This window comes from Psychrobacter sp. CAM01 (assembly GCF_032842965.1).
In the GTDB taxonomy this organism is placed as follows: domain Bacteria; phylum Pseudomonadota; class Gammaproteobacteria; order Pseudomonadales; family Moraxellaceae; genus Psychrobacter; species Psychrobacter celer.
The window spans coordinates 429,839-448,979 of record NZ_JAWJBL010000008.1 but is presented as its reverse complement, the minus strand read 5'-3'; the positions used below and the strand labels follow the sequence as shown (position 1 = coordinate 448,979).

Here is a 19,141-nt window from a genome sequence, read left to right as displayed (position 1 = left end):
CATGCCATCGTCTGTATCTCTCTGCTTGTCAGTGACTGTTTATAACTTACAATCAATGATTATGAATGCCCAGTTAAGCAGTCTAGCAGACACGCTAGCAAATACGACGAATGGCTAGTACCTAACAGTGGCCATTATAGCTTATATAATCAGTCACTTACAGTGCTTTATTTGCTCTTTGGTTGTTTTTATCACCTATCCCTTGTTAGCTTTTAGCGTCTACCTTCCTAGTCCAGCACTTATCAGCGTCATCGCACTACACTTTAACCAACCATTCAAAAACACAGCTATGCTATTATAGCCAAAACGACGCCTTTGCTATATAAGACCGAGGCTACCAAACTTTTTTATTCTGACTGATATGACGATTTATTATGACCAGCACCCTTTTAGACACGAATACGCCTAACGCTCAGCCCACGCCCAGCTATGCCGATATCCAAAGTATCGTGGCCGATGATTTTGAAATCATGGACAAACAAGTATTTGGCAGCCTGAACTCCAAAGTACAACTCGTCATGAGCGTCTCACAGCATGTGATCAACGCAGGGGGCAAACGTATGCGCCCACTTATCACCTTGCTATGCGCTCGCATGTTTGATGACAACCCATCACAGTCAGCCATGCATTTGGCGGCCATCACAGAGATGCTGCATACTGCGACACTGGTACACGATGATGTCATTGATGAGTCAGGTCAGCGCCGCGGCAAGCCCACTGCCAATGCCACGTGGGACAACGCCACCGCCGTATTGGTCGGTGATTATCTGATTGCCCGCGCCTTTAATTTATTGGTTGGCTTTCAAAGCTTGCCGCTATTGCAAGTGTTCTCTGATGGCACCTGTGATATCGCTGAAGGCGAAGTCTTGCAGTTGCAGCATCAGCATAATCCTGAGGCCACTGAGACAGATTATCTCAATATCATCGATGGCAAAACCTCACGGCTGTTTATGATGGCAACCCAAGGCGCGGCAATCCTGCAAGGCAAGACAGAATATATGCAGGCGCTCGGCGATTTTGGCCAACACTTCGGCAATGCTTTTCAAATCATCGACGATGTGCTCGACTACAGCGGCGACAGTGAACTGATGGGTAAAAACTTAGGTGATGACTTGGCTGAAGGCAAGCCTACACTACCGACCATCAAAGCCCTTGAGCTCCTCAAGCAAAGCGACCATGAGGGCTATGAGCAATTAAGGGTCGCTGTGCAAACGGGTAAAACCCCCAATGCCTCGCAGCTCATCAATCTGGTCCGCCAATCGGGTGCTTTAGACTACTGTAAGCTGCGCGCCTTAGAAGAAACCAAGCTGGCGCAACAGGCGCTTGAGAGCTTGCCTGACAACCGCTACCGCCATGGTCTGTATAAATTGACTGAGCTTGCCAGCGCGCGCTTGCTATAGGCTGTAGAGCCCTTATCATTAGCAGTAAGATCGTCGCACTCTTTGCCCAATGACCGAGTGATTAAGCGTTTATTTCCGCGGTCACAATTATGGCTTGCCAACGCCGATTTTTTGTAGACAGAGGCGACTTAGGCAGCAAAAAACACCTTAATAGTTATAGGGCTTTGCATTTTTAACAAAAGTTAACATTTATTTTTGCTGATTAATAAGCGGTTAGTGCTGCGCAGTTATTTGACATAACCCTGATATCACGGATAGTTAGCACTTATAACGCTGCCAATATTGCTGATTTTTATGGCAATCCGCGATATTAGTCACTTGACTGTGGGGTTACCCCTATAGTTTATAATTATTTATTCATTTTATACATCCATGTTGCCGCTTACTCATAGGTCTCCTACCTCTAAGAGGCGACTAAAACACAAAGCGTCTTACCGCGGTACCTCATTGATATAGCGCTATCAGATGTCCTAGTAGCGAGGTTTTGAAGATGGTATAGGTGCTTTGAATCAATATTAACTTTTATATTCAATACGCTTAGGTTTATTGATAAACTTTTTATACTGCCATTATTCTTTATACATATTGCCGAGGACATTGATGAAGCATTCTACTCTTGCGCTTGTAATAGCATCTGTACTATCTGGAGCTGTACTGGTTGGCTGTGACAAAAACGAGGACGCCGCTGGCGCTGAAGCCGCTCAGCAGCAGATGCCGCCTGCGGTCGTCAACGTCCAAACCGTCACATTTGATACCGTCCCTCAAGTACAGACATTCTCTGGACGTACCGCCGCGTATCAAACCGCTGACGTCCGCCCACAAGTCAATGGTGTCATCGACGAAGTGCTGTTCCGTGAAGGAAGTAACGTCAAAAAAGGCCAGCCCCTTTATCGTATCAATACCGACAACTATGCGTCTTCTGTCGCCAGTGGGCAAGCGGCGGTGCAGCAAGCACAAGCCAACTATCAGACAGCACAGGCCAACAACGCCAATGCCAAAGCTGAGCTAGCCAGCCGCCAAGCATCATTGGCGCAGGCGCAAAACGACTTACAACGTCTGCAAGGGCTGGTCGATATAGACGCCATCTCCAAGCAGCAATACGAACAAGCACAAACCGCGGTACGCACCGCACAAGCCGCCGTACAAAGCGCGGCGGCCGCTGTCGGACAGACCCAAGCGGGCATCGAGAGTGCCAAAGCAGGCATTCAAACGGCTAAAGCAGGGCTACAAGCCAGCACGCTAGACCTCAACCGTACCATCGTACGTGCGCCATTGACGGGTCGCACGGACCGCTCAAGCGTGACGGCGGGTACACTAGTGAGCGCAGGTCAGCCTGATCCTTTGGTGACCATCTCTCGCTTAGACCCTATCTATGTCGATATCAGTCAGTCATCATCTGAGCTATTAAAGCTACGCCAACAAATCTCTGAAGGCAAAGCACAGCCAGGCATGAATTCTGTGGAGCTGGTATTAGAAGACGGCTCGGTCTATCCGGTACGCGGTAAGCTTGCGCTGTCTGAGGCCAAAGTCGACGAATCTACAGGCGCGGTCACCTTGCGCGCGATTTTCCCAAATAGCAACAATATCCTGTTACCAGGCATGTACGTCACCGCTCGCCTCACGCAGAGCGTCATCACCAACGCCGCCTTAGTACCACAAAGTGCGGTCATGCGTACGCCTAAAGGTGACACGCAAGTGTATATCGCTGACAAAAACAACAAAATCCAAGTGCGTCCAGTCACCATCAATGGCACTTATGATGGACAATGGATCGTCACAGACGGCCTGCAAGCAGGTGATAAAGTGGTCGTGATTGGTGGCTCGAAGGTCAAACCTGAGCAAGAAGTGGTAGTAAAACCTCTAGAGAGCGCCAATCCAGCACCATCTGCAAAAGGCGCTGAGGCCAAAACACCGCAGCAAGCGGCAAAGACAATGGATAAGAAGCCAGCTGGTAATGACACCTCTGAAAACAACACTACCAAAGAAAAATCAACAGAAGCCGCTGCTAACTAACTCCATTCAAAGATAGGAAGACTTAGGGAAATACTATGTCACGTTTTTTTATTAATCGCCCTATTTTTGCATGGGTGCTGGCTATTTTGGTCATGCTCATCGGGGTGATATCGGTCATCAATCTACCGATCGAACAGTATCCACGTATTGCACCGCCGACGATTTCGGTGAGTGCCAGCTATCCTGGTGCCAACGCCCAGACCGTCGAAGACTCCGTTGTCCAGATCATTGAACAACGTATGAAGGGCCTTGATGGTCTGATGTATATGTCATCGTCGAGCTCCTCAAACGGTAGCGCCTCTGTGACGCTCACCTTTGAAAACGGCACAGACCCTGATACGGCACAGGTACAAGTACAAAACAAACTACAAGCGGCCATGAGCTCGCTACCTGAGTCGGTGCAGCGTCAAGGCGTCAACGTCAACAAATCCTCCAGCAGCTTTTTGATGGTACAGGGTTTTATCTCCGAAGACGGTAGTATGGATCGTGCGGATATCGCCGACTATATCAACTCAAACGTCGTCGATCAGCTAAGCCGTGTCGAAGGGGTGGGTGAAGTACAGGTGTTCGGCTCAGCGTATGCCATGCGTATATGGCTGGACCCTGCGCGCTTGCGTAGCTACAACATGGTGCCCTCTGATGTGGTCAATGCGGTACGCTCACAAAACGCGCAAGTCTCAGCCGGTCAGTTAGGGCAAGCACCTGCTGACACTGATCGACAAGTCATCAACGCCACCGTCACCGTGCAGAGCTATCTGCAAACTCCTGAAGAGTTTAAAGACATCTTGCTAAAAACAGACAACTCGGGCGCGCAAGTACGCCTCGGCGATGTCGCTGATGTAGAAATCGGTAGTGAAAACTATAGCGTTATCTCCTTGTATAACGGTCAAGAAGCGGCAGGTCTAGGTATCTCATTGGCTGCAGGCGCAAACGCGCTAGAGACCCGTGAAGCGGTCGGCGCACGTATGGCCGAGCTAGAAGCCAACTTCCCAGCAGGCCTCATCTCTGTTGTGCCTTATGACACCACGCCATTTGTGCGTTTGTCTATCGAACAAGTCGTTCATACACTGATTGAAGCAATCGTGCTGGTATTTATCGTCATGTTTATTTTCTTACAGAACTGGCGCGCCACCATTATCCCGACCCTTGCCGTCCCTGTCGTTCTACTCGGTACTTTTGCTGTGCTATATGTCGCAGGGTTTAGTGTCAACGTCTTGACCATGTTTGCGATGGTACTGTCCATCGGTCTGTTGGTCGATGATGCCATCGTCGTGGTAGAAAACGTCGAGCGTATTTTAGAAGAAGATCCGCATATCTCTATCAAGGATGCCACCCTACAGTCTATGGGTGAGATCAGTAAAATTGTTATCGGTATTGCCTTGATATTGTCAGCGGTATTCGTACCGATGGCCTTCTTTGGCGGATCCACTGGGGTTATTTACCGTCAGTTCTCCATCACCTTGATCACCAGTATGGTGCTCTCCGCCTTGGTCGCGCTGATCTTTACGCCAGCGCTGTGCGTGACCCTACTAAAACGTAGTAAGAGTCACGACAAAGGCAGCAACGAAGAACAAAAAGGCTTTTTTGGCTGGTTCAACCGCGGGTTCTTTAAGCTTAGCCGCTCGTATGAAAACTTCGTTGGTAAGAGTATTCGGTTTAAGTGGCTGTACCTGATCGGCTATGCCGCCATCATCGGTATCATGACAGTGGTGTTTTTGCGTATTCCAGGTTCGTTTTTGCCAGAAGAAGACCAAGGCATTATGTTTACCTTAGTCCAGCTTCCTGCTGGCTCCACGCTAGACGAAACACAAGATGTGCTCGATAAAGTCAGTAACTATTACGACACGCAAGAAGGCGACAATATCGCCTCCGTCTTTACCATTGCAGGTTTTAGTTTTGCTGGACAAGGGCAAAACATGGGTCTGGCCTTTGTGCGCTTATCCGACTGGGCGGATCGTCCTGGTGAAGAAAACACCGCACAGGCCGTCGCCGATCGTGCCATGGGATATTTCTTTACCCAACTCAATGAAGCACAAGTCTTTGCCATCGTTCCACCAGCGATTACTGAGCTGGGTAACGCCAGTGGTTTTGACTTGATGATTCAGGATGCCGGCAACCTCGGACACGAAGGCCTGCTCGAGGCACGTAATATGCTGCTTGGCATGGCCGCGCAAAATGACCAGGTCGCAGGCGTGCGTCCTAACGGCCAAGAAGATGCGCCGCAGCTCAAAGTCAATATCAACCAAGAGCAGGCTGCCGCTTATGGCCTATCGCTTGGCAGCATCAATAGTGTTATTTCTACAGCTTGGGGCTCAAGCTATATCAATGACTTCGTCGATCGTGGTCGTATCAAACGCGTCTTTGTCCAAGGCGAGCCTAGCAGCCGTACCAACCCAGATGACATCGGTAAGTGGTATGTACGAAATGATACGGGCGATATGATTTCATTTGACGCGTTCTCTAGCAGCGAATGGCAATCAGGCTCTCCGCGTCTGACCCGTTATAACAGCTTGCCTTCTATGAACATCCAAGGTAGCGCCGCGCCTGGTCTTAGTACTGGTGAGGCAATGAGCGCGATGGAAGCCATGATGGAAAAACTGCCTGATGGCGTCGGCTACGAGTGGACGGGTATGTCGCTTGAGGAGCAAAAGTCAGGTGCCCAAGCGCCCATGCTATATGCGCTGTCTATCTTAGTGGTATTCTTATGCCTAGCTGCTCTATATGAAAGCTGGTCTATCCCCTTCTCTGTCCTACTGGTGATTCCACTTGGGGTATTGGGAGCGGTGATATTTACTTGGCTACGCGGCTTTAACAACGATATTTACTTACAGGTGGGTCTACTCACTGTCGTGGGTCTGTCTGCCAAAAACGCGATTTTGATTATCGAGTTTGCCAAAGAGCACCAAGAAGAAGGCTATAGTCTAAAAGAGGCGGTAATGACCGCAGCACGTCAACGTCTGCGTCCGATTATCATGACCTCACTTGCCTTCGGACTCGGTGTTGTGCCATTATTCCTCGCCACAGGACCAGGTTCGGGCAGTCAGAACGCCATCGGTACCAGTGTGGTCGGCGGGGTTGTCACCGCGACATTCTTAGGTATCTTCTTTATCCCTATGTTCTACATCTGGGTGCGTAGTTTGTTCCCGCATAAATATGAGAACAACCAACCAAATGATAAAGATGGTGGCAATGGTCCAACTGGACCACAAACCCCAACGCCTTCTGAAAGTTATCAGCCTGCAAGCTTTGGAGACAATACACAATGAGTGCTCAAAAAACCTTAACCCTAAGCTCAGCTGCGGTAGCCAACACGGCCACCCCTGCCCACCCAACGCGGGCAGCACTGCGCAAAAACGGCGGTCGTCTTATCGGCTTGACCGCCTTAGCGCTCAGTATGGCAGCCTGTAACACCATTCCAAAGGCAGACACGCGTCCTGTATTGGCTGAGCCCAATGTGCCGATTGAGCAAACCTACGGCGCATTTGACAAAGAAACCGTCAGTAGTGGTGAACAGCCAAGTATCGCAGGACAGCGCTGGCAGGACTTTTATAGCGATGAGCGCCTAAAAGCTCTGATTGCGTTAGGACTGGAAAATAATAAAGACTTTGAAAGTGCGCGCCTTGCAATTGAGAAAGCGCGCGCGCAATATCAAATCACTGATATCAATGATTTGCCTGCGATCAACGCCAGTGGCGGCTACAAGCGTCAGGCGCAAAATAGCGTCGATAAGAACCCCAACAGCAGCTATAACGTCAATCTAGGCTTGGCCAACTATGAGCTGGACTTTTGGGGCAAAATTGCCAGCTTAAAAGATCAAGCCTTGCAAAACTTCTTAGCGACGAGCGCTGCCAAAGACGCCACGCAAATCAGCCTGATTAGTAACATCGCCCAGAGCTATGCCAACCTAAGCTATAGCTTGGCGCAGCTAAAACTGGCAGAAGCTACTGCTGAGAGCCGTGAGCGCTCGCTGTTTATTGCCGAAAAACGCTTTGAGGCTGGGGTCGATCCCAAACTGCCTTCATTACAAGCCAGCGCGTCTTTAGAAAATGCCAGACTGGCAGTACTACGCGCCCAGAGTAGTATTTTGACCGCGCGTAATGCCTTGCAGTATCTGATTGGCGCCCCGATTCCAAATGAGCTGATTCCAGCGCCTGCCGTCAGCAATATCACAAATCAGCAGATCTTTAATGCCGGCTTGCCAAGTGAGCTGCTGCGTTATCGCCCTGATGTCCTACAAGCAGAGTACAACCTTAAAGCGGCTGGTGCCAATATCGAAGTGGCACGCGCCTCTTATTTCCCCTCTATCAGCCTAGCCAGTAGTGTGGGCGTCAGTAGTGGTAGCTTGGATGACTTGTTTAAGAGCGGCTCGGTGGGCTGGTCGTTTGGCCCAAGTATTAGTGTGCCTATCTTTGATGCAGGTCGCCTAGATGCCAACTACGATGTGGCCAAAATCGAGCGCGAACAGACCTTGGCAAACTACGAGAAATCTATCCAAACCGCCTTCCGTGAAGTGTCAGATGTATTGGCCACACGCGCGACGCTAGGGCAGCAGCTCGAAGCACAGTATCGTCTACAAGACAACTTTGAGCAAACCTATCAGATAGCAGATGCACGCTTTAAAGCTGGTATCGCAAACTATCTAGACGTACTCGATGCCCAGCGCTCGCTGTTCTCAACTCAGCAAGGTATCTTGGATTTGGAGCTACAAAAAATCGTCAGCCAAATCGAGCTATACCAAGCGCTCGGTGGCGGTGCCAACCTTGATGTACCAACAGCCATTCCCGTACCGCATAAAAACTTGGTACAATTGGTCAACTTACCTGCTAGCACCAACAAAGCAAAAGCAGTAAACGCTATCGAGGCTGCCAGCTCAGCACGGGTGGCGTCACCGCAAGAAGCAGGTGCAATCAAGCAAGCGCAGGCCAAAGAGACAGCTAGCTTTGAGCCAACCGCGGTAGTCGATGTCAATGACGATGGTAAAACAGATGCTGCGGTCGGGGTAATCACCGAAAAGACCACCTTTGACACCAGTACAGAGACCGTCCCTGTGACCCAGATCGTTGAACCATAAGCAGTCTTAACGAGGGCAAGGCCACGCCCTCACCTTGACAGTCGATACGTACCATCAGCCCTACCGACTTGGTAGGGCTTTTTGCTTTTGACCGCGGCTATTGGGTATAGTAGTCAGAACATACTAGCCAGCCCTGCACAGCCGTATCAGACGACAACGCTTAAAACATGTAAACCCATCAAACAAAACAAATATAAGGAATGATTATGAGCTATACCTTTAACCGTCAATATCCTGCCACTCGCTTGCGCCGCTTGCGTTATAACGACAATGTACGCGCGATGATTCGTGAAGTGGAGCTACATCCCAAACACTTTATCGCCCCCGTTTTTGTCTTAGAAGGCAAAAACCAGCGTGAGGCCATCTCTAGCATGCCAGGGGTCGAGCGTCTATCTATCGATCTGCTCATCGATTATGCCAAAGCGCTATTAAATGAGGGCGTCACAACCATCGATATCTTCCCCGTCATTGACAACGCCCTAAAAACCCCAGACGGTAAAGCAGCCTACGATAAAAACGGCCTGACAGCGCGCGCAGTAAAAGCCATAAAAGACGCCGTACCAGAAATGGTAGTGATGACTGACGTAGCACTAGACCCGTATACCTCACATGGCCAAGATGGTCTGCTCGACGATAGTGGCTATGTCATCAACGATGCCACCATCGAGGTATTGGTCAAGCAAGCCCTCGTCCATGCACAGGCTGGCGCTGATATCATCTCACCAAGTGACATGATGGATGGCCGTATCAAAGCCATGCGTGATGCCTTTGAGAGCGAAGGTCTTGTCAATACCGCTATCATGGCTTATTCTGCCAAATACGCCTCGGCTTACTATGGACCATTCCGTGATGCTGTCGGCAGTGCAGGCAACCTAAAAGGTGGACACAAAAAACAATACCAAATGGACTTTGGTAACCGCGCCGAGGCTCTACACGAGGTGGCCATGGACATCAACGAAGGCGCCGATATGGTGATGATCAAGCCCGGTCAGCCCTATCTAGATTTGATTCGCGAAGTCAAAAATACCTTTGGCGTGCCAACTTTTGCTTATCAGGTATCTGGCGAATATGCCATGCACATGGCCGCGATTCAAAATGGCTGGCTAACTGATGCGGTGATCCTAGAGTCTTTGATTGGCTTTCGCCGCGCGGGTGCCGACGGCATCTTGACCTATTTTGCCTTAGAGGCAGCGCGTCAGCTAAATAACGCTTAAAGGTAAGTGTAATCAACAACTTACCTTTCAAAAACGCCCCAGCTCACATCGGTCAGCTGGGGCGTTTTTTGTTGTGATATTTTTTATCCGTTAACCTATGTCAGTGAACCTCTTAAACACACAGACAATTTGATAAATGGTCACTTTAAAATGAACTTATGCCTTATCACGCTGATGTGGTGAATTAAAATCAATCGCAGGCCCGACAGGGACGATACCTGTTGGATTGATATTGGCATGACTGCCATAATAGTGTTGCTTGATGTGCGTCATATTGACCGTCTCTGCAACGCCTGGCACTTGATACAACTCTCGCAGATAGCCCCACAGATTGGGGTAATCAACAATACGGCGTATGTTGCATTTAAAATGACCAAAATACACACTATCAAAACGCACAAGCGTGGTAAATAAGCGCCAATCTGCTTCTGTGATCGTTTGGCCGACCAAGTAGCGCTGCTGAGACAAGCGCGCCTCGAGCATGTCTAACGCCTCAAATAGCGCTGTTACTGCCTCTTCATAAGCAGCTTGCGTGGTAGCAAACCCTGCCTTATAGACACCATTGTTTACCGCTGTATAGACCCTATCGTTGATCTCATCGATTTCAGCCATCTTCTCTGCTGGCAAAAAGTTACCAGCACGCGCGCCGACCTCATCAAAGGCGGTATTAAACATACGGATGATCTCTGATGACTCATTACTGACGATGGTGTTGGTTTTTTTATCCCATAAGATAGGCACCGTGACGCGCCCTGTATAATCAGGCTTCGCCGCAACATATATCTCATAAGCATAATCGGCATCGTGTAGCGGATCAGCAATCACGCCCTCGCCCGCGGCAAACGTCCAGCCCTTATCACCCATAAATGGATGCACGACCGACAACGACACCATATCCTCCAAGCCCTTGAGCTTACGATAAATGGTAGTACGATGCGCCCAAGGGCAAGCCAGCGATACATACAGATGATAACGGTTTGGCTCGGCTTTAAAACCGCCTACCCCTGATGGGCCTGCGCTACCGTCTGCGGTCACCCAGTTTCTAAAGCCTGCGTCCTCACGCTGAAAACGCCCCCCACTGGATTTTGTGTCATACCACTGATCTTGCCACTTACCTTTGACTAATAACCCCATAATCTATCCCACTCTACGTTAATATCATCATAGCCTTGTCACCGTCATCATTGAGTGCTGACATCAAAAAAAACAGTCTGAACAACGACCTCTGATCAAAACCATTGCTCTTTTATGAAAACCACTGAGCCATTATGACAACCATAGTAGCATCAATGCCGATGATATCTCTATGCAGCTTTATTCTTAATGCTTATCACCCACAAAACATCAACCAAACGCATTAGATAAATCGCTGGCTGTCGCCAAACTATAGAGGAAATGCCATAAAAAGCTTCAATATCGAAAGAATTATAAGTATTTTCATAATAATTCAATTTTTTTATAAAAAAGGCTTGCAAAGTCTTAAAAACTTGCTAAAATGCTCAACCTAAATAGGCGTATAGCTCAGTTGGTTAGAGCGCTACCTTGACATGGTAGAGGTCGCTAGTTCGAATCTAGTTACGCCTACCAGATTCGAAAAGCCCCAATCTTTAAGATTGGGGCTTTTTTTATGTATCCCGTTCTGAAAGAAGAAGGCACCCCTTATCGTTCGCTATTTTCTTGACAGCTTTAGCTTTGAATTCGTCACTGCAGGCTCTCACTTTCTTGATCATAGCAAACTCCGATTAATGAGCTTAGTTTATCAAGTTTCTCTCTACGATTTTTTCGGCATGGCTCAGTCTGATAGTAGCTGTCATTTTCAGCAAGACGCTAAAAAAGCGATGTCGTCATTACTACATAAAAGAGCTACACTGTATACGACGGGTGCTGCGTAAAATTCATTCCAGTCTCGCTGTATCCTGTTTATATTGACCTGACTATATATAAAAACAGCTGATGTATAATGAATATAAAATGATAGCCTCTACAGATGGGTAAAACATATGAATATCGAAAGTGATAACGTCGACCAAGTAGAGATTATTTATGAAGATGAGTTTTTGGTGGCGATTAATAAAGAGGCGGGATTATTGGTGCATCGCAGCTGGCTGGATAAAGGCGAGACGCGCTTTGCTTTGCAGCTGACCCGTGATGCCGTAGGCTGTCATGTGTTTCCCGTACATCGTCTGGATCGGCCGACGTCAGGGGTATTACTGTTTGCCAAAAGTGCGGACGTGGCGCGCACGTTGACTGAGGCTTTTACTACGCGCAAGGTAACCAAGCAGTATTTGGCGGTGGTGCGCGGCTTTATGCCAGAGCAAGGCTCTGTCGATCATGCGCTAAGCTTTCAGCCAGACGCCATCGCCGATAAGTTTGCCAATGTGGACAAACCTGCTCAAGAAGCGGTGACTCATTGGCAACGCTTAGCACAGATCGAGCTGCCATTTGCCGTATCAAAAAAACACAACACCAGCCGCTACAGTCTCATGCGCTTGATGCCCGTCACTGGCCGCAAACATCAGTTGCGCCGGCATATGAAGCATTTGTTTCACCCCATCGTGGGTGATACCAGTCACGGCGATGGACGGCACAATCGATTTTTTCGTACTCAGTATGATTGCACGCGCATGCTACTGCATGCTCACAGCTTGGCGCTCAGCCACCCTGTCACCGGTGAGCCACTGCTACTAAAAGCGGGACTGGACGAGCAGTGGCGACACATTATAGAAGCTTTTGATTGGACAGCGAGTATTACAGACTAGGCGCAGGTATCCATCGGTGCTATTTACCGATGCGCCAACTTTTTATTTTGGTAAAAAAACCTTTTATTCTCTCAGAAAAGCTAAACGCCTCGGACGCAGGCACTGCCTCAACCTGATGGCGCGCCGCCAGTATCGGCTGCTGGAGTAGTCGCTCATGATGATCAAAGGCGCGATCCAAACTGATACTCATCATAGAAAAATTGGTCGGTCGTGGTAAGCAGCGATACACTTGACCCTTATTGATTAAATCAATCACCATATGAGCATCTTTAAATTCAGTCAGCATCAACACCATCAAATCTGGCTGGATGTTTTTTAGGGCATAAACCACAGGCGTGATGTTTTCTTCGTTGAGCGTGGCGTCAGTAATGGTGACCCCAAAGCGCTTTTTTTGTAATAAGCTTGCTGCCTGCTCAAGCGTGTTTGCCCAGCTCACTGTATAGGCACCCTTAAAATGACTTTTTATTTGCTGGTAGACATGCTCGTCATCGTCTAATACCAGTAGATGGCGCTTGCCAGCTGCATTACTGTATGCAAGGTGAGACAGTGCGGTGTCCCCAAAAACACTCGGGGCAATGTCTTGTGTTTGTTGAGCAATCTCTGTCGCTTTGTTGATGACGTCTTTTAGCTCGTCATTTTGCCAAGGTTTGGTGATATAACGATAAATCTCGCCTTCATTGACCGAATCAATCACCGCGTTTAGATCGGCATAACCGGTCAATAAAATACGAATGGTGTTTGGCGATTTCTCTTTGATATCACGCAGTACTTCTGTCCCTTGCTTATCTGGCATACGCTGATCACTGATGACCACTTGGACATCGTGGCGGCTGACATACGCCATCAGCTCGGCGGCATCAGTGGTGGTAAACACATCGTGCGACTGGCGAAAGTGCATCTTTAAACTGCGTAAAATGCGCGGTTCATCATCGATAAAGGCAATCTTTGGTTTTTGCATGTCATTCTCTTTATAGTTTTAAGTCTATTCATTTTCAAATAAAGCCCGAGCTGGTTTGCTCTTATGAGCAGTCGACTGCACAGGCAGCAGCAGCGTAAACGTCGTGCCCTTCCCAACGACTGAGCTGACCTCCATACGTCCATGATGCTGCTCCATGATTTGCGCGCTAATAGCCAGCCCTAGGCCTGTGCCTTCACCGGCTTTTTTGGTGGTAAAAAATGGCTCAAAAATCTGTACCAGCTTGCTCTCCTCGATGCCCACGCCATTGTCTTTGACACTCACAGCTAGGTACTGCTGGGTGTCATCGACAGATGACGTAATATGCAATGTGCCTCTACGATCGGCTGGCATGGCTTGAGCGGCATTATTAAATAGGTTTAATAACACTTGGTTGATTTGTGAAGGGTTGCATTGAATCAACGGCAGCTCGGCAAGCTCTGTGCTGACGTCTAGGGTTTTTAGATTGTTTCGCGCCATGACAAGTGAAGTGGTGATACAGTCATTGATATCGACTTCTTTGACTTTAGATTCATCAATTCGAGAAAAATCACGCAAGCTGACGACCAGCTCTGCAATCTGATCGACGCCGTACAGCCCATCTTTAATCAAATCGGCCAAATCCTCACTGGCCTCATCTTCTTTGATTGCCTCGCAGCATTGTAAGGTTTGCGCTATCAGTTGCTCGGTTTTTTCTGGCGGGGTATTTGGTTCCTTTAAGACCTGCAATAACTGCTCGGTATGCTGTATCAGCTCATCAAAACGCCCCAGATTATCACCCACCAATTCCATATTGCTGCGCACATAGCCAAGCGGGGTATTGACCTCGTGTGCCACACCTGCCACCATCTGGCCGAGCGTGGCCATTTTTTCGGAGCGTACCAGCTGCACTTGTGAGGCTTTTAGCTCATTCATGGCTTGCTGTAGGTCTTGGGTTCGAGCTGCGACTTGCTTTTCTAGATGGACATTGATTTCAGCCAGTGCGCCTTCGTTTTCGACGATACGGTCGATCAGGTGATTGGTTTGTTCACTGATGACATGGATTTCACTGACCGCTGAGGCTGGCAGTTTGTGCGCGCTTAACTGCTGATATTGCTTTTGTTCAATCAGCGTACCCATGTCAGCCACAGCATCGGCCATCCGCTTGAGCGGCCGCGTGAAGTAGCGACGAAACACCCATGCGGTCAATAATAAGATCGGTATAAAACCCAACAACATGGCCTGAATCAGCTTGTCGGACAACGCATTTGCCACGCTCATCATATCGTTATCAGGCTTGACGACGACCATCTTCCAATAGGTAAACGGCATACGAAAGACAAAAGCGGTCGCCGGCTGCTGCAATATAAAATCATCGGGCACAGCGATGGTCTCAACCAAATGACTGTCTACAAGCGCAAACGTCTGATCGATATTTAATAGCAGTAAAGCAGAGAGCAGTTTGGACTCTTGCTCGCTAATCTTGTCTAGATTGGTGGTGCTCAAGATACTACGAGCAGCGAGGGTAAAGCGGCCTTCATCTTTTGCCAGTGCTTCATCGATCAGCTGATGATTGATACGCTCTAAGCTATCCGCAATCGGCGCAAAACCAGGGCTTTGGGCGGCCAGCTGCCGTGCCGTGACTACCTCACCTTGCGGATTATTCTCAGTAGTTTGTGTGACCTTCGATTGCTCTGGAAAGGCCAAAAGTCGATTGTCCAAATCGACCAAAAACACATAACCACCGAGTTTGTCTTGCCACTTTTTCATGGCAGCGCCGAGGTTATCCAGCAACAAATTAAAGCTCACCACCCCATCAAATGCCTGATTGCGACTGTCATACAGCGCCTTGGCACAGGTCATTACCCGCTGGTTGCTCACAGGATCGACGTAGGCTCGGCTCCAGACGCAGTGGTCGTGACGCGCATACATCGCAGGGATGTACCACCAGTCCCGATAATACGAGGTTGGCGTTTGACGAGCTTGATTATAACGCGTCAATGGCTGCATCACGCCTGACGTGTCTCGCGCCCAGACAAACGACTGGCGCTCGCGGCCTTGTACATACATATTGGGATCAAACCACACACCGCCGCCCACGATACGCGCATCCGTCTGCTGCATGAGGTTGCCAAAGGTTTGTTTATAAATGTCATCTTGTTTTGGCAAGCCGCCTGCCATCGTGCTGGTGGCTTTGGCCAGTCCATCGACATGATTGATACTGGCCATGATGCTATTGATGGCTTCGTTGCCAGTTTCTACGACTATCTCTGACGTCATCGCTAGAATGCGTGGTTTGGCTTGTGTTTGTATGACCCAGTACACCAATAAAATAATCAACAAAAAAGCCAGTGCCAAAATAACCAAGATACGAGTGGAAATACTGCCAGACCGACCAACAACCTTCATAAACATCCCTAATGGCTATGCGTTGACTGCTATCGACATATCAATAAACAACTAAAGATATGAGTGTGACGCAACCATGATTTATCGTGAGCACAAGGATACGGTGCCGTTATGACAATATGATGACAAAACTGGTGTTTACTATTATTCAGACCATACAAATAAAAAAGCCCTCAGCAGTGACGCTAAGAGCTTTTTTAGAAAACAATAATAAACTTTACTTCACTAATATTTTAAATGATAGCAATTTAGATGATAGTATCTAAAATGATTTGTTGTATGACTGGCATTATGTGAGCGCTGGTGGCACCGAGTACGTTCCGACGACATGAGCCACCATATCACTTGAGCCTTCTGAATACAGCGACACCTCACCCACTATCAGGGTTCGCCCCACTTTTATCAAAGTGCACTCCGCTATGATACGAGCCTCAGACGAGGGTTTTCGCAAAAAATTAATCGTCAAACTGGTGGTCACGGTCAAAGGTACGATGCCGATCCTACCGAGGATGGCCACATAAATTGCCACATCCGCGATGCTCATCAATACAGGCCCTGATACTGTCCCACCTGGGCGTAGCTCATCTATGCCAATATCATGTGATAGCACTGCCCCTTTATCATCTACCGACTCGACCACGCATTTGGTCTGCGGAAACTCTGCTGCCATAAAGGCGACGATCTGTTCTTTAGTTGCCGACATATACGCTCCTTGTTCAGCGGTTCTTATTCCTTTATAAGTATAAGTTACTTTTTTACTTACTGCTGTTTTATTCACTGTCTTTTGCTGCTCGCGCCGTCACTCTTACCCCGCCCCACGTCACCAAAACCACACCTACCGCAATCAGTGAAGCGCCTAAAAACACCCCCTCAGGCGGCGTCTCTTTTTGCAAAAAAATAGCGATTGGCACGCCGACGACCGCGCCCACCGCGCCCAATAAGCTAAGCAGCACTGGGCCACCCGTCTTTTGTAATAAAAACAATAGCAAAAACTGCCCAGCAAAGAGCCACGCTTGTAAGACAATCACAGCAATCGGCAGCCATCCTGTATGCGGTAACGCCACTGAAAAACCCGGCAACGCTGCACACAATAATAACAGCAGTGCCGCCGCCAACAGCATCCCTGGTGCTAGCGCATTGGGAGAGGCACCCGTAGGCCAGCGCAACGTGCGGTAAATATTACCAGCTGCCAGCAGCACTGGCCCACACAGCGCAATCAATACCCAAAACATACTGGTGTCTGGCGCAGAGAATTTGTGTGCCGCCAGCACCCCCGCTCCCAGTAGCGCAGCCCCCACACCAAACGCACGACTGATATCAAAGCGCTCCATGCGTAAAGTGAGCGCGGCCAGATAAGTGAGCAGCGGCGGCAACGACACAATCAGCGCCACAAACCCTGCGCCGACATGAGGAATGGCCGAAAATAGCAACAAATTAGCCCCCGCCACACTGACCAAAGCGGCGATAAAATAATACTCAAAGCTACGTTTATTCAAGGGTGGCAACTCGTGCCTAAGCACAGCCATCACCAACAGTATGAGAGCGGCGCCTGCTATCGACCAAAACAAAAACGCCAATGGCGTCAGCCCCACCACTCCTGCATATTTTGCCACATTGGTCGAAACACCGATCAGTGTTCCACCCGCCAACAGACACAGTACGGGGACAAGCCATGTTGCTTTACCCGCCCGTATGGGCGGCGTCTTGCGTGTACTCATCGGCTATCCTATCGGATCGTATTTTATCGTTGATCGTCATACTCATACGGTTTCATGCAAAAACGCACGTCTGGGCCATCGCATCTGACTCCATCACATTTACCTATCTGCCTACCTTCCTACGTAGTGGCCTTTTTGCGTTTCTTCGCCTGCCTTTGGTCGTGCTCGATTTGCGCAATTTCTATCGGTGTTCGTCCCTTCTTTTTTTCTTGCAAATATCGTAAGTAAGTAGGGATATACGTCTCCCCCAGATACTTATCTAAGTAAGGCAAAAACCCAGCATAGTTGCCTTTGAATTTGGCATGATGAAAGTCGTGATAGACAGGCCCCTGATACACAGGAAAGAGATGCGCAGGATTCCACGGAATATCATAACCGATATGACCATCTGCGCCTTCGATTTGTCGCAAGATCACCCACAGCCATACCACATAAATATGGGCCCCGATGATGATTGGCCCCACCAATGTAAGGGCCGCGGTCAACGCATACTCGGCCCAGTGCATATAGTTGCCATTGATGCTGCAGGTATTGTGAATACGGTGATGCACACTATGGATATTTCTGAGCAGCCACTTGTTTTGGTGCATATATCGATGCATCCAATAATACAAAAAATCATCAAGCAGCACAAAAAACACCAATTGCGCGATAATGATGTACCACGCTGGCAGCGCCCCATTATGCACGCCCGTCTGCTTGAGCAGAGGCCAACTAACAATCAACAAAGCCGCCAAGATTATGTTATTGATGACAATGCGACCAACAGAAGGCCACAAAAACCGCTGCATCTCAAATGGCTTTTGTTGAATTTTGTATTTACGCAACGAAACAGGGTCAATCCAAGCGACTATGGTCCATGGAACCGCCACCACCAAAAAAGCCGCCATACTAATAGCCAGTGTCGCCATCGGGAACTGCCAAAACCAAGGGTCGCGGTAAAACCCTTGCCAATATGAGAAAACATCCATGTTTCACCCATTAATAATGCTTTAGAACGACTACCATAGCACATATCTTTGTGACTCCATCAGGTAATCCACCAAGCAGCTGTCAAGCATAACCATCAAAAGCAAAAAAGAGTAAGACACCATGCCTTACTCTTTCACTTATGCGCTTTCATTTGGCGCCTTTAATCGTAAATACAGATCAAACCATCAAGGCGTAAACTGTGCGTATTTTGCGCAAGATGCTGGCTGCCAATAAAACTCAGTGGCGAAGAATTCATCGTCACGTATTCTGCCCTCATAGCTGTCATCAAAGATGATTTTATATTGGCAAGTTTCTACGTTATTATCAGCGCCATAAAACTTGAGAATGTAATCCCATTCACGAGCATTAAAACCTTCGCTAAAGTGCGGTGTACCGATGAGCTTGTAAATCTCATCCTTTGTCGTCCCTACGCTTATCTTGGCAACATCATCGTGATTGACGATAGTACCGCCTTTTTGCCATGCTTTGTTGGGGTCAGGAAAGACCAAGTCATCGGCATCGACAGAGCCATGCTGCGCCCCAGGGGTTAAGTGCCAAGTTGGTAAAATGTTTTTTTGGCTACAGCCGGTCATCGTAAAAAGTAATGCCGTCGTTGCCAGTAAACCATAATGATATACAGATTTTTTCATT

Annotated in this window: 13 protein-coding genes and 1 tRNA gene; 7 read left to right on the top strand and 7 right to left on the bottom strand. The window is 48.5% G+C overall.

Translation table 11 applies throughout. The features are described 5' to 3' along the window. Positions 1-374: 374 nt before the first annotated feature. The 5 genes from R0I52_RS05550 (at position 375) to hemB (ending at position 9,698) form a co-directional block, all read left to right on the top strand. Positions 375-1,400 (top strand): polyprenyl synthetase family protein, encoded by a 1,026-nt coding sequence (locus R0I52_RS05550; protein ID WP_317053508.1) that lies wholly within the window; start codon positions 375-377, stop codon positions 1,398-1,400. 600 nt (positions 1,401-2,000) lie between these two features. Beyond that, entirely contained in the window at positions 2,001-3,413 is a 1,413-nt protein-coding gene (locus tag R0I52_RS05545; RefSeq protein ID WP_317053507.1) for an efflux RND transporter periplasmic adaptor subunit, read from the top strand. A gap of 35 nt (positions 3,414-3,448) precedes the next feature. After that, entirely contained in the window at positions 3,449-6,679 is a 3,231-nt protein-coding gene (locus tag R0I52_RS05540; protein ID WP_317053506.1) for an efflux RND transporter permease subunit, read from the top strand. Continuing rightward, on the top strand, positions 6,676-8,484 hold the full coding sequence (locus tag R0I52_RS05535; RefSeq protein ID WP_317053505.1) for an efflux transporter outer membrane subunit: 1,809 nt from the start codon (positions 6,676-6,678) through the stop codon (positions 8,482-8,484). The genes R0I52_RS05540 and R0I52_RS05535 overlap by 4 nt, the downstream gene beginning before the upstream one ends. Before the next feature lie 206 nt (positions 8,485-8,690). Further along, positions 8,691-9,698, top strand: a complete 1,008-nt coding sequence (hemB, locus tag R0I52_RS05530) for a porphobilinogen synthase (protein WP_317053504.1) — start codon at positions 8,691-8,693, stop codon at positions 9,696-9,698. A gap of 156 nt (positions 9,699-9,854) precedes the next feature. Here the strand turns inward: hemB and R0I52_RS05525 are convergent, their stop codons facing one another. Beyond that, a complete protein-coding gene (locus tag R0I52_RS05525; protein ID WP_317053503.1) occupies positions 9,855-10,832 on the bottom strand; it encodes a glutathione S-transferase family protein in 978 nt (325 codons plus the stop codon). A gap of 376 nt (positions 10,833-11,208) precedes the next feature. On the opposite strand from R0I52_RS05525, the gene R0I52_RS05520 reads away from it, so the two are divergent. Beyond that, positions 11,209-11,285 (top strand) — tRNA-Val (locus R0I52_RS05520). A 413-nt stretch (positions 11,286-11,698) separates the two neighbouring features. Further along, positions 11,699-12,457 (top strand): tRNA pseudouridine(65) synthase TruC, encoded by a 759-nt coding sequence (truC, locus tag R0I52_RS05515; protein WP_317053502.1) that lies wholly within the window; start codon positions 11,699-11,701, stop codon positions 12,455-12,457. Positions 12,458-12,476: 19 nt separating this feature from the next. Here the strand turns inward: truC and R0I52_RS05510 are convergent, their stop codons facing one another. From R0I52_RS05510 to R0I52_RS05485, 6 genes are all read right to left on the bottom strand, one after another. Then, positions 12,477-13,415, bottom strand: coding sequence for a response regulator (locus tag R0I52_RS05510; RefSeq protein WP_317053501.1), 939 nt, complete (start codon positions 13,413-13,415; stop codon positions 12,477-12,479). A 24-nt stretch (positions 13,416-13,439) separates the two neighbouring features. Beyond that, entirely contained in the window at positions 13,440-15,800 is a 2,361-nt protein-coding gene (locus R0I52_RS05505) for an ATP-binding protein (protein ID WP_317053500.1), read from the bottom strand. A 289-nt stretch (positions 15,801-16,089) separates the two neighbouring features. Then, the gene (locus R0I52_RS05500; protein ID WP_198336586.1) at positions 16,090-16,503 is read right to left on the bottom strand and encodes a PaaI family thioesterase; all 414 of its coding nucleotides are present in this window, start codon (positions 16,501-16,503) and stop codon (positions 16,090-16,092) included. Positions 16,504-16,570: 67 nt separating this feature from the next. Further along, entirely contained in the window at positions 16,571-17,518 is a 948-nt protein-coding gene (locus R0I52_RS05495) for a DMT family transporter (protein WP_317053499.1), read from the bottom strand. Between the two features lie 119 nt (positions 17,519-17,637). Next, positions 17,638-18,489, bottom strand: coding sequence for a sterol desaturase family protein (locus R0I52_RS05490; RefSeq protein ID WP_317053498.1), 852 nt, complete (start codon positions 18,487-18,489; stop codon positions 17,638-17,640). Positions 18,490-18,675: 186 nt separating this feature from the next. Then, positions 18,676-19,140: an outer membrane protein assembly factor BamE gene (locus R0I52_RS05485; RefSeq protein ID WP_075100614.1), complete on the bottom strand. Its 465-nt coding sequence runs from the start codon at positions 19,138-19,140 to the stop codon at positions 18,676-18,678. Between the last annotated feature and the right edge of the window lies 1 nt (position 19,141).

Bases quoted from the DNA above. Each gene is read 5' to 3' on its own strand.
- R0I52_RS05540 (WP_317053506.1), top strand. From the start codon at position 3,449: ATGTCACGTTTTTTTATTAATCGCCCTATTTTTGCATGGGTGCTGGCT.
- R0I52_RS05535 (WP_317053505.1), top strand. From the start codon at position 6,676: ATGAGTGCTCAAAAAACCTTAACCCTAAGCTCAGCTGCGGTAGCCAAC.
- R0I52_RS05495 (WP_317053499.1), bottom strand. From the start codon at position 17,518: ATGAGTACACGCAAGACGCCGCCCATACGGGCGGGTAAAGCAACATGG.
- R0I52_RS05500 (WP_198336586.1), bottom strand. From the start codon at position 16,503: ATGTCGGCAACTAAAGAACAGATCGTCGCCTTTATGGCAGCAGAGTTT.
- R0I52_RS05490 (WP_317053498.1), bottom strand. From the start codon at position 18,489: ATGGATGTTTTCTCATATTGGCAAGGGTTTTACCGCGACCCTTGGTTT.
- hemB (WP_317053504.1), top strand. From the start codon at position 8,691: ATGAGCTATACCTTTAACCGTCAATATCCTGCCACTCGCTTGCGCCGC.
- R0I52_RS05485 (WP_075100614.1), bottom strand. From the start codon at position 19,140: ATGAAAAAATCTGTATATCATTATGGTTTACTGGCAACGACGGCATTA.
- R0I52_RS05545 (WP_317053507.1), top strand. From the start codon at position 2,001: ATGAAGCATTCTACTCTTGCGCTTGTAATAGCATCTGTACTATCTGGA.
- R0I52_RS05525 (WP_317053503.1), bottom strand. From the start codon at position 10,832: ATGGGGTTATTAGTCAAAGGTAAGTGGCAAGATCAGTGGTATGACACA.
- R0I52_RS05510 (WP_317053501.1), bottom strand. From the start codon at position 13,415: ATGCAAAAACCAAAGATTGCCTTTATCGATGATGAACCGCGCATTTTA.
- R0I52_RS05550 (WP_317053508.1), top strand. From the start codon at position 375: ATGACCAGCACCCTTTTAGACACGAATACGCCTAACGCTCAGCCCACG.
- truC (WP_317053502.1), top strand. From the start codon at position 11,699: ATGAATATCGAAAGTGATAACGTCGACCAAGTAGAGATTATTTATGAA.
- R0I52_RS05505 (WP_317053500.1), bottom strand. From the start codon at position 15,800: ATGAAGGTTGTTGGTCGGTCTGGCAGTATTTCCACTCGTATCTTGGTT.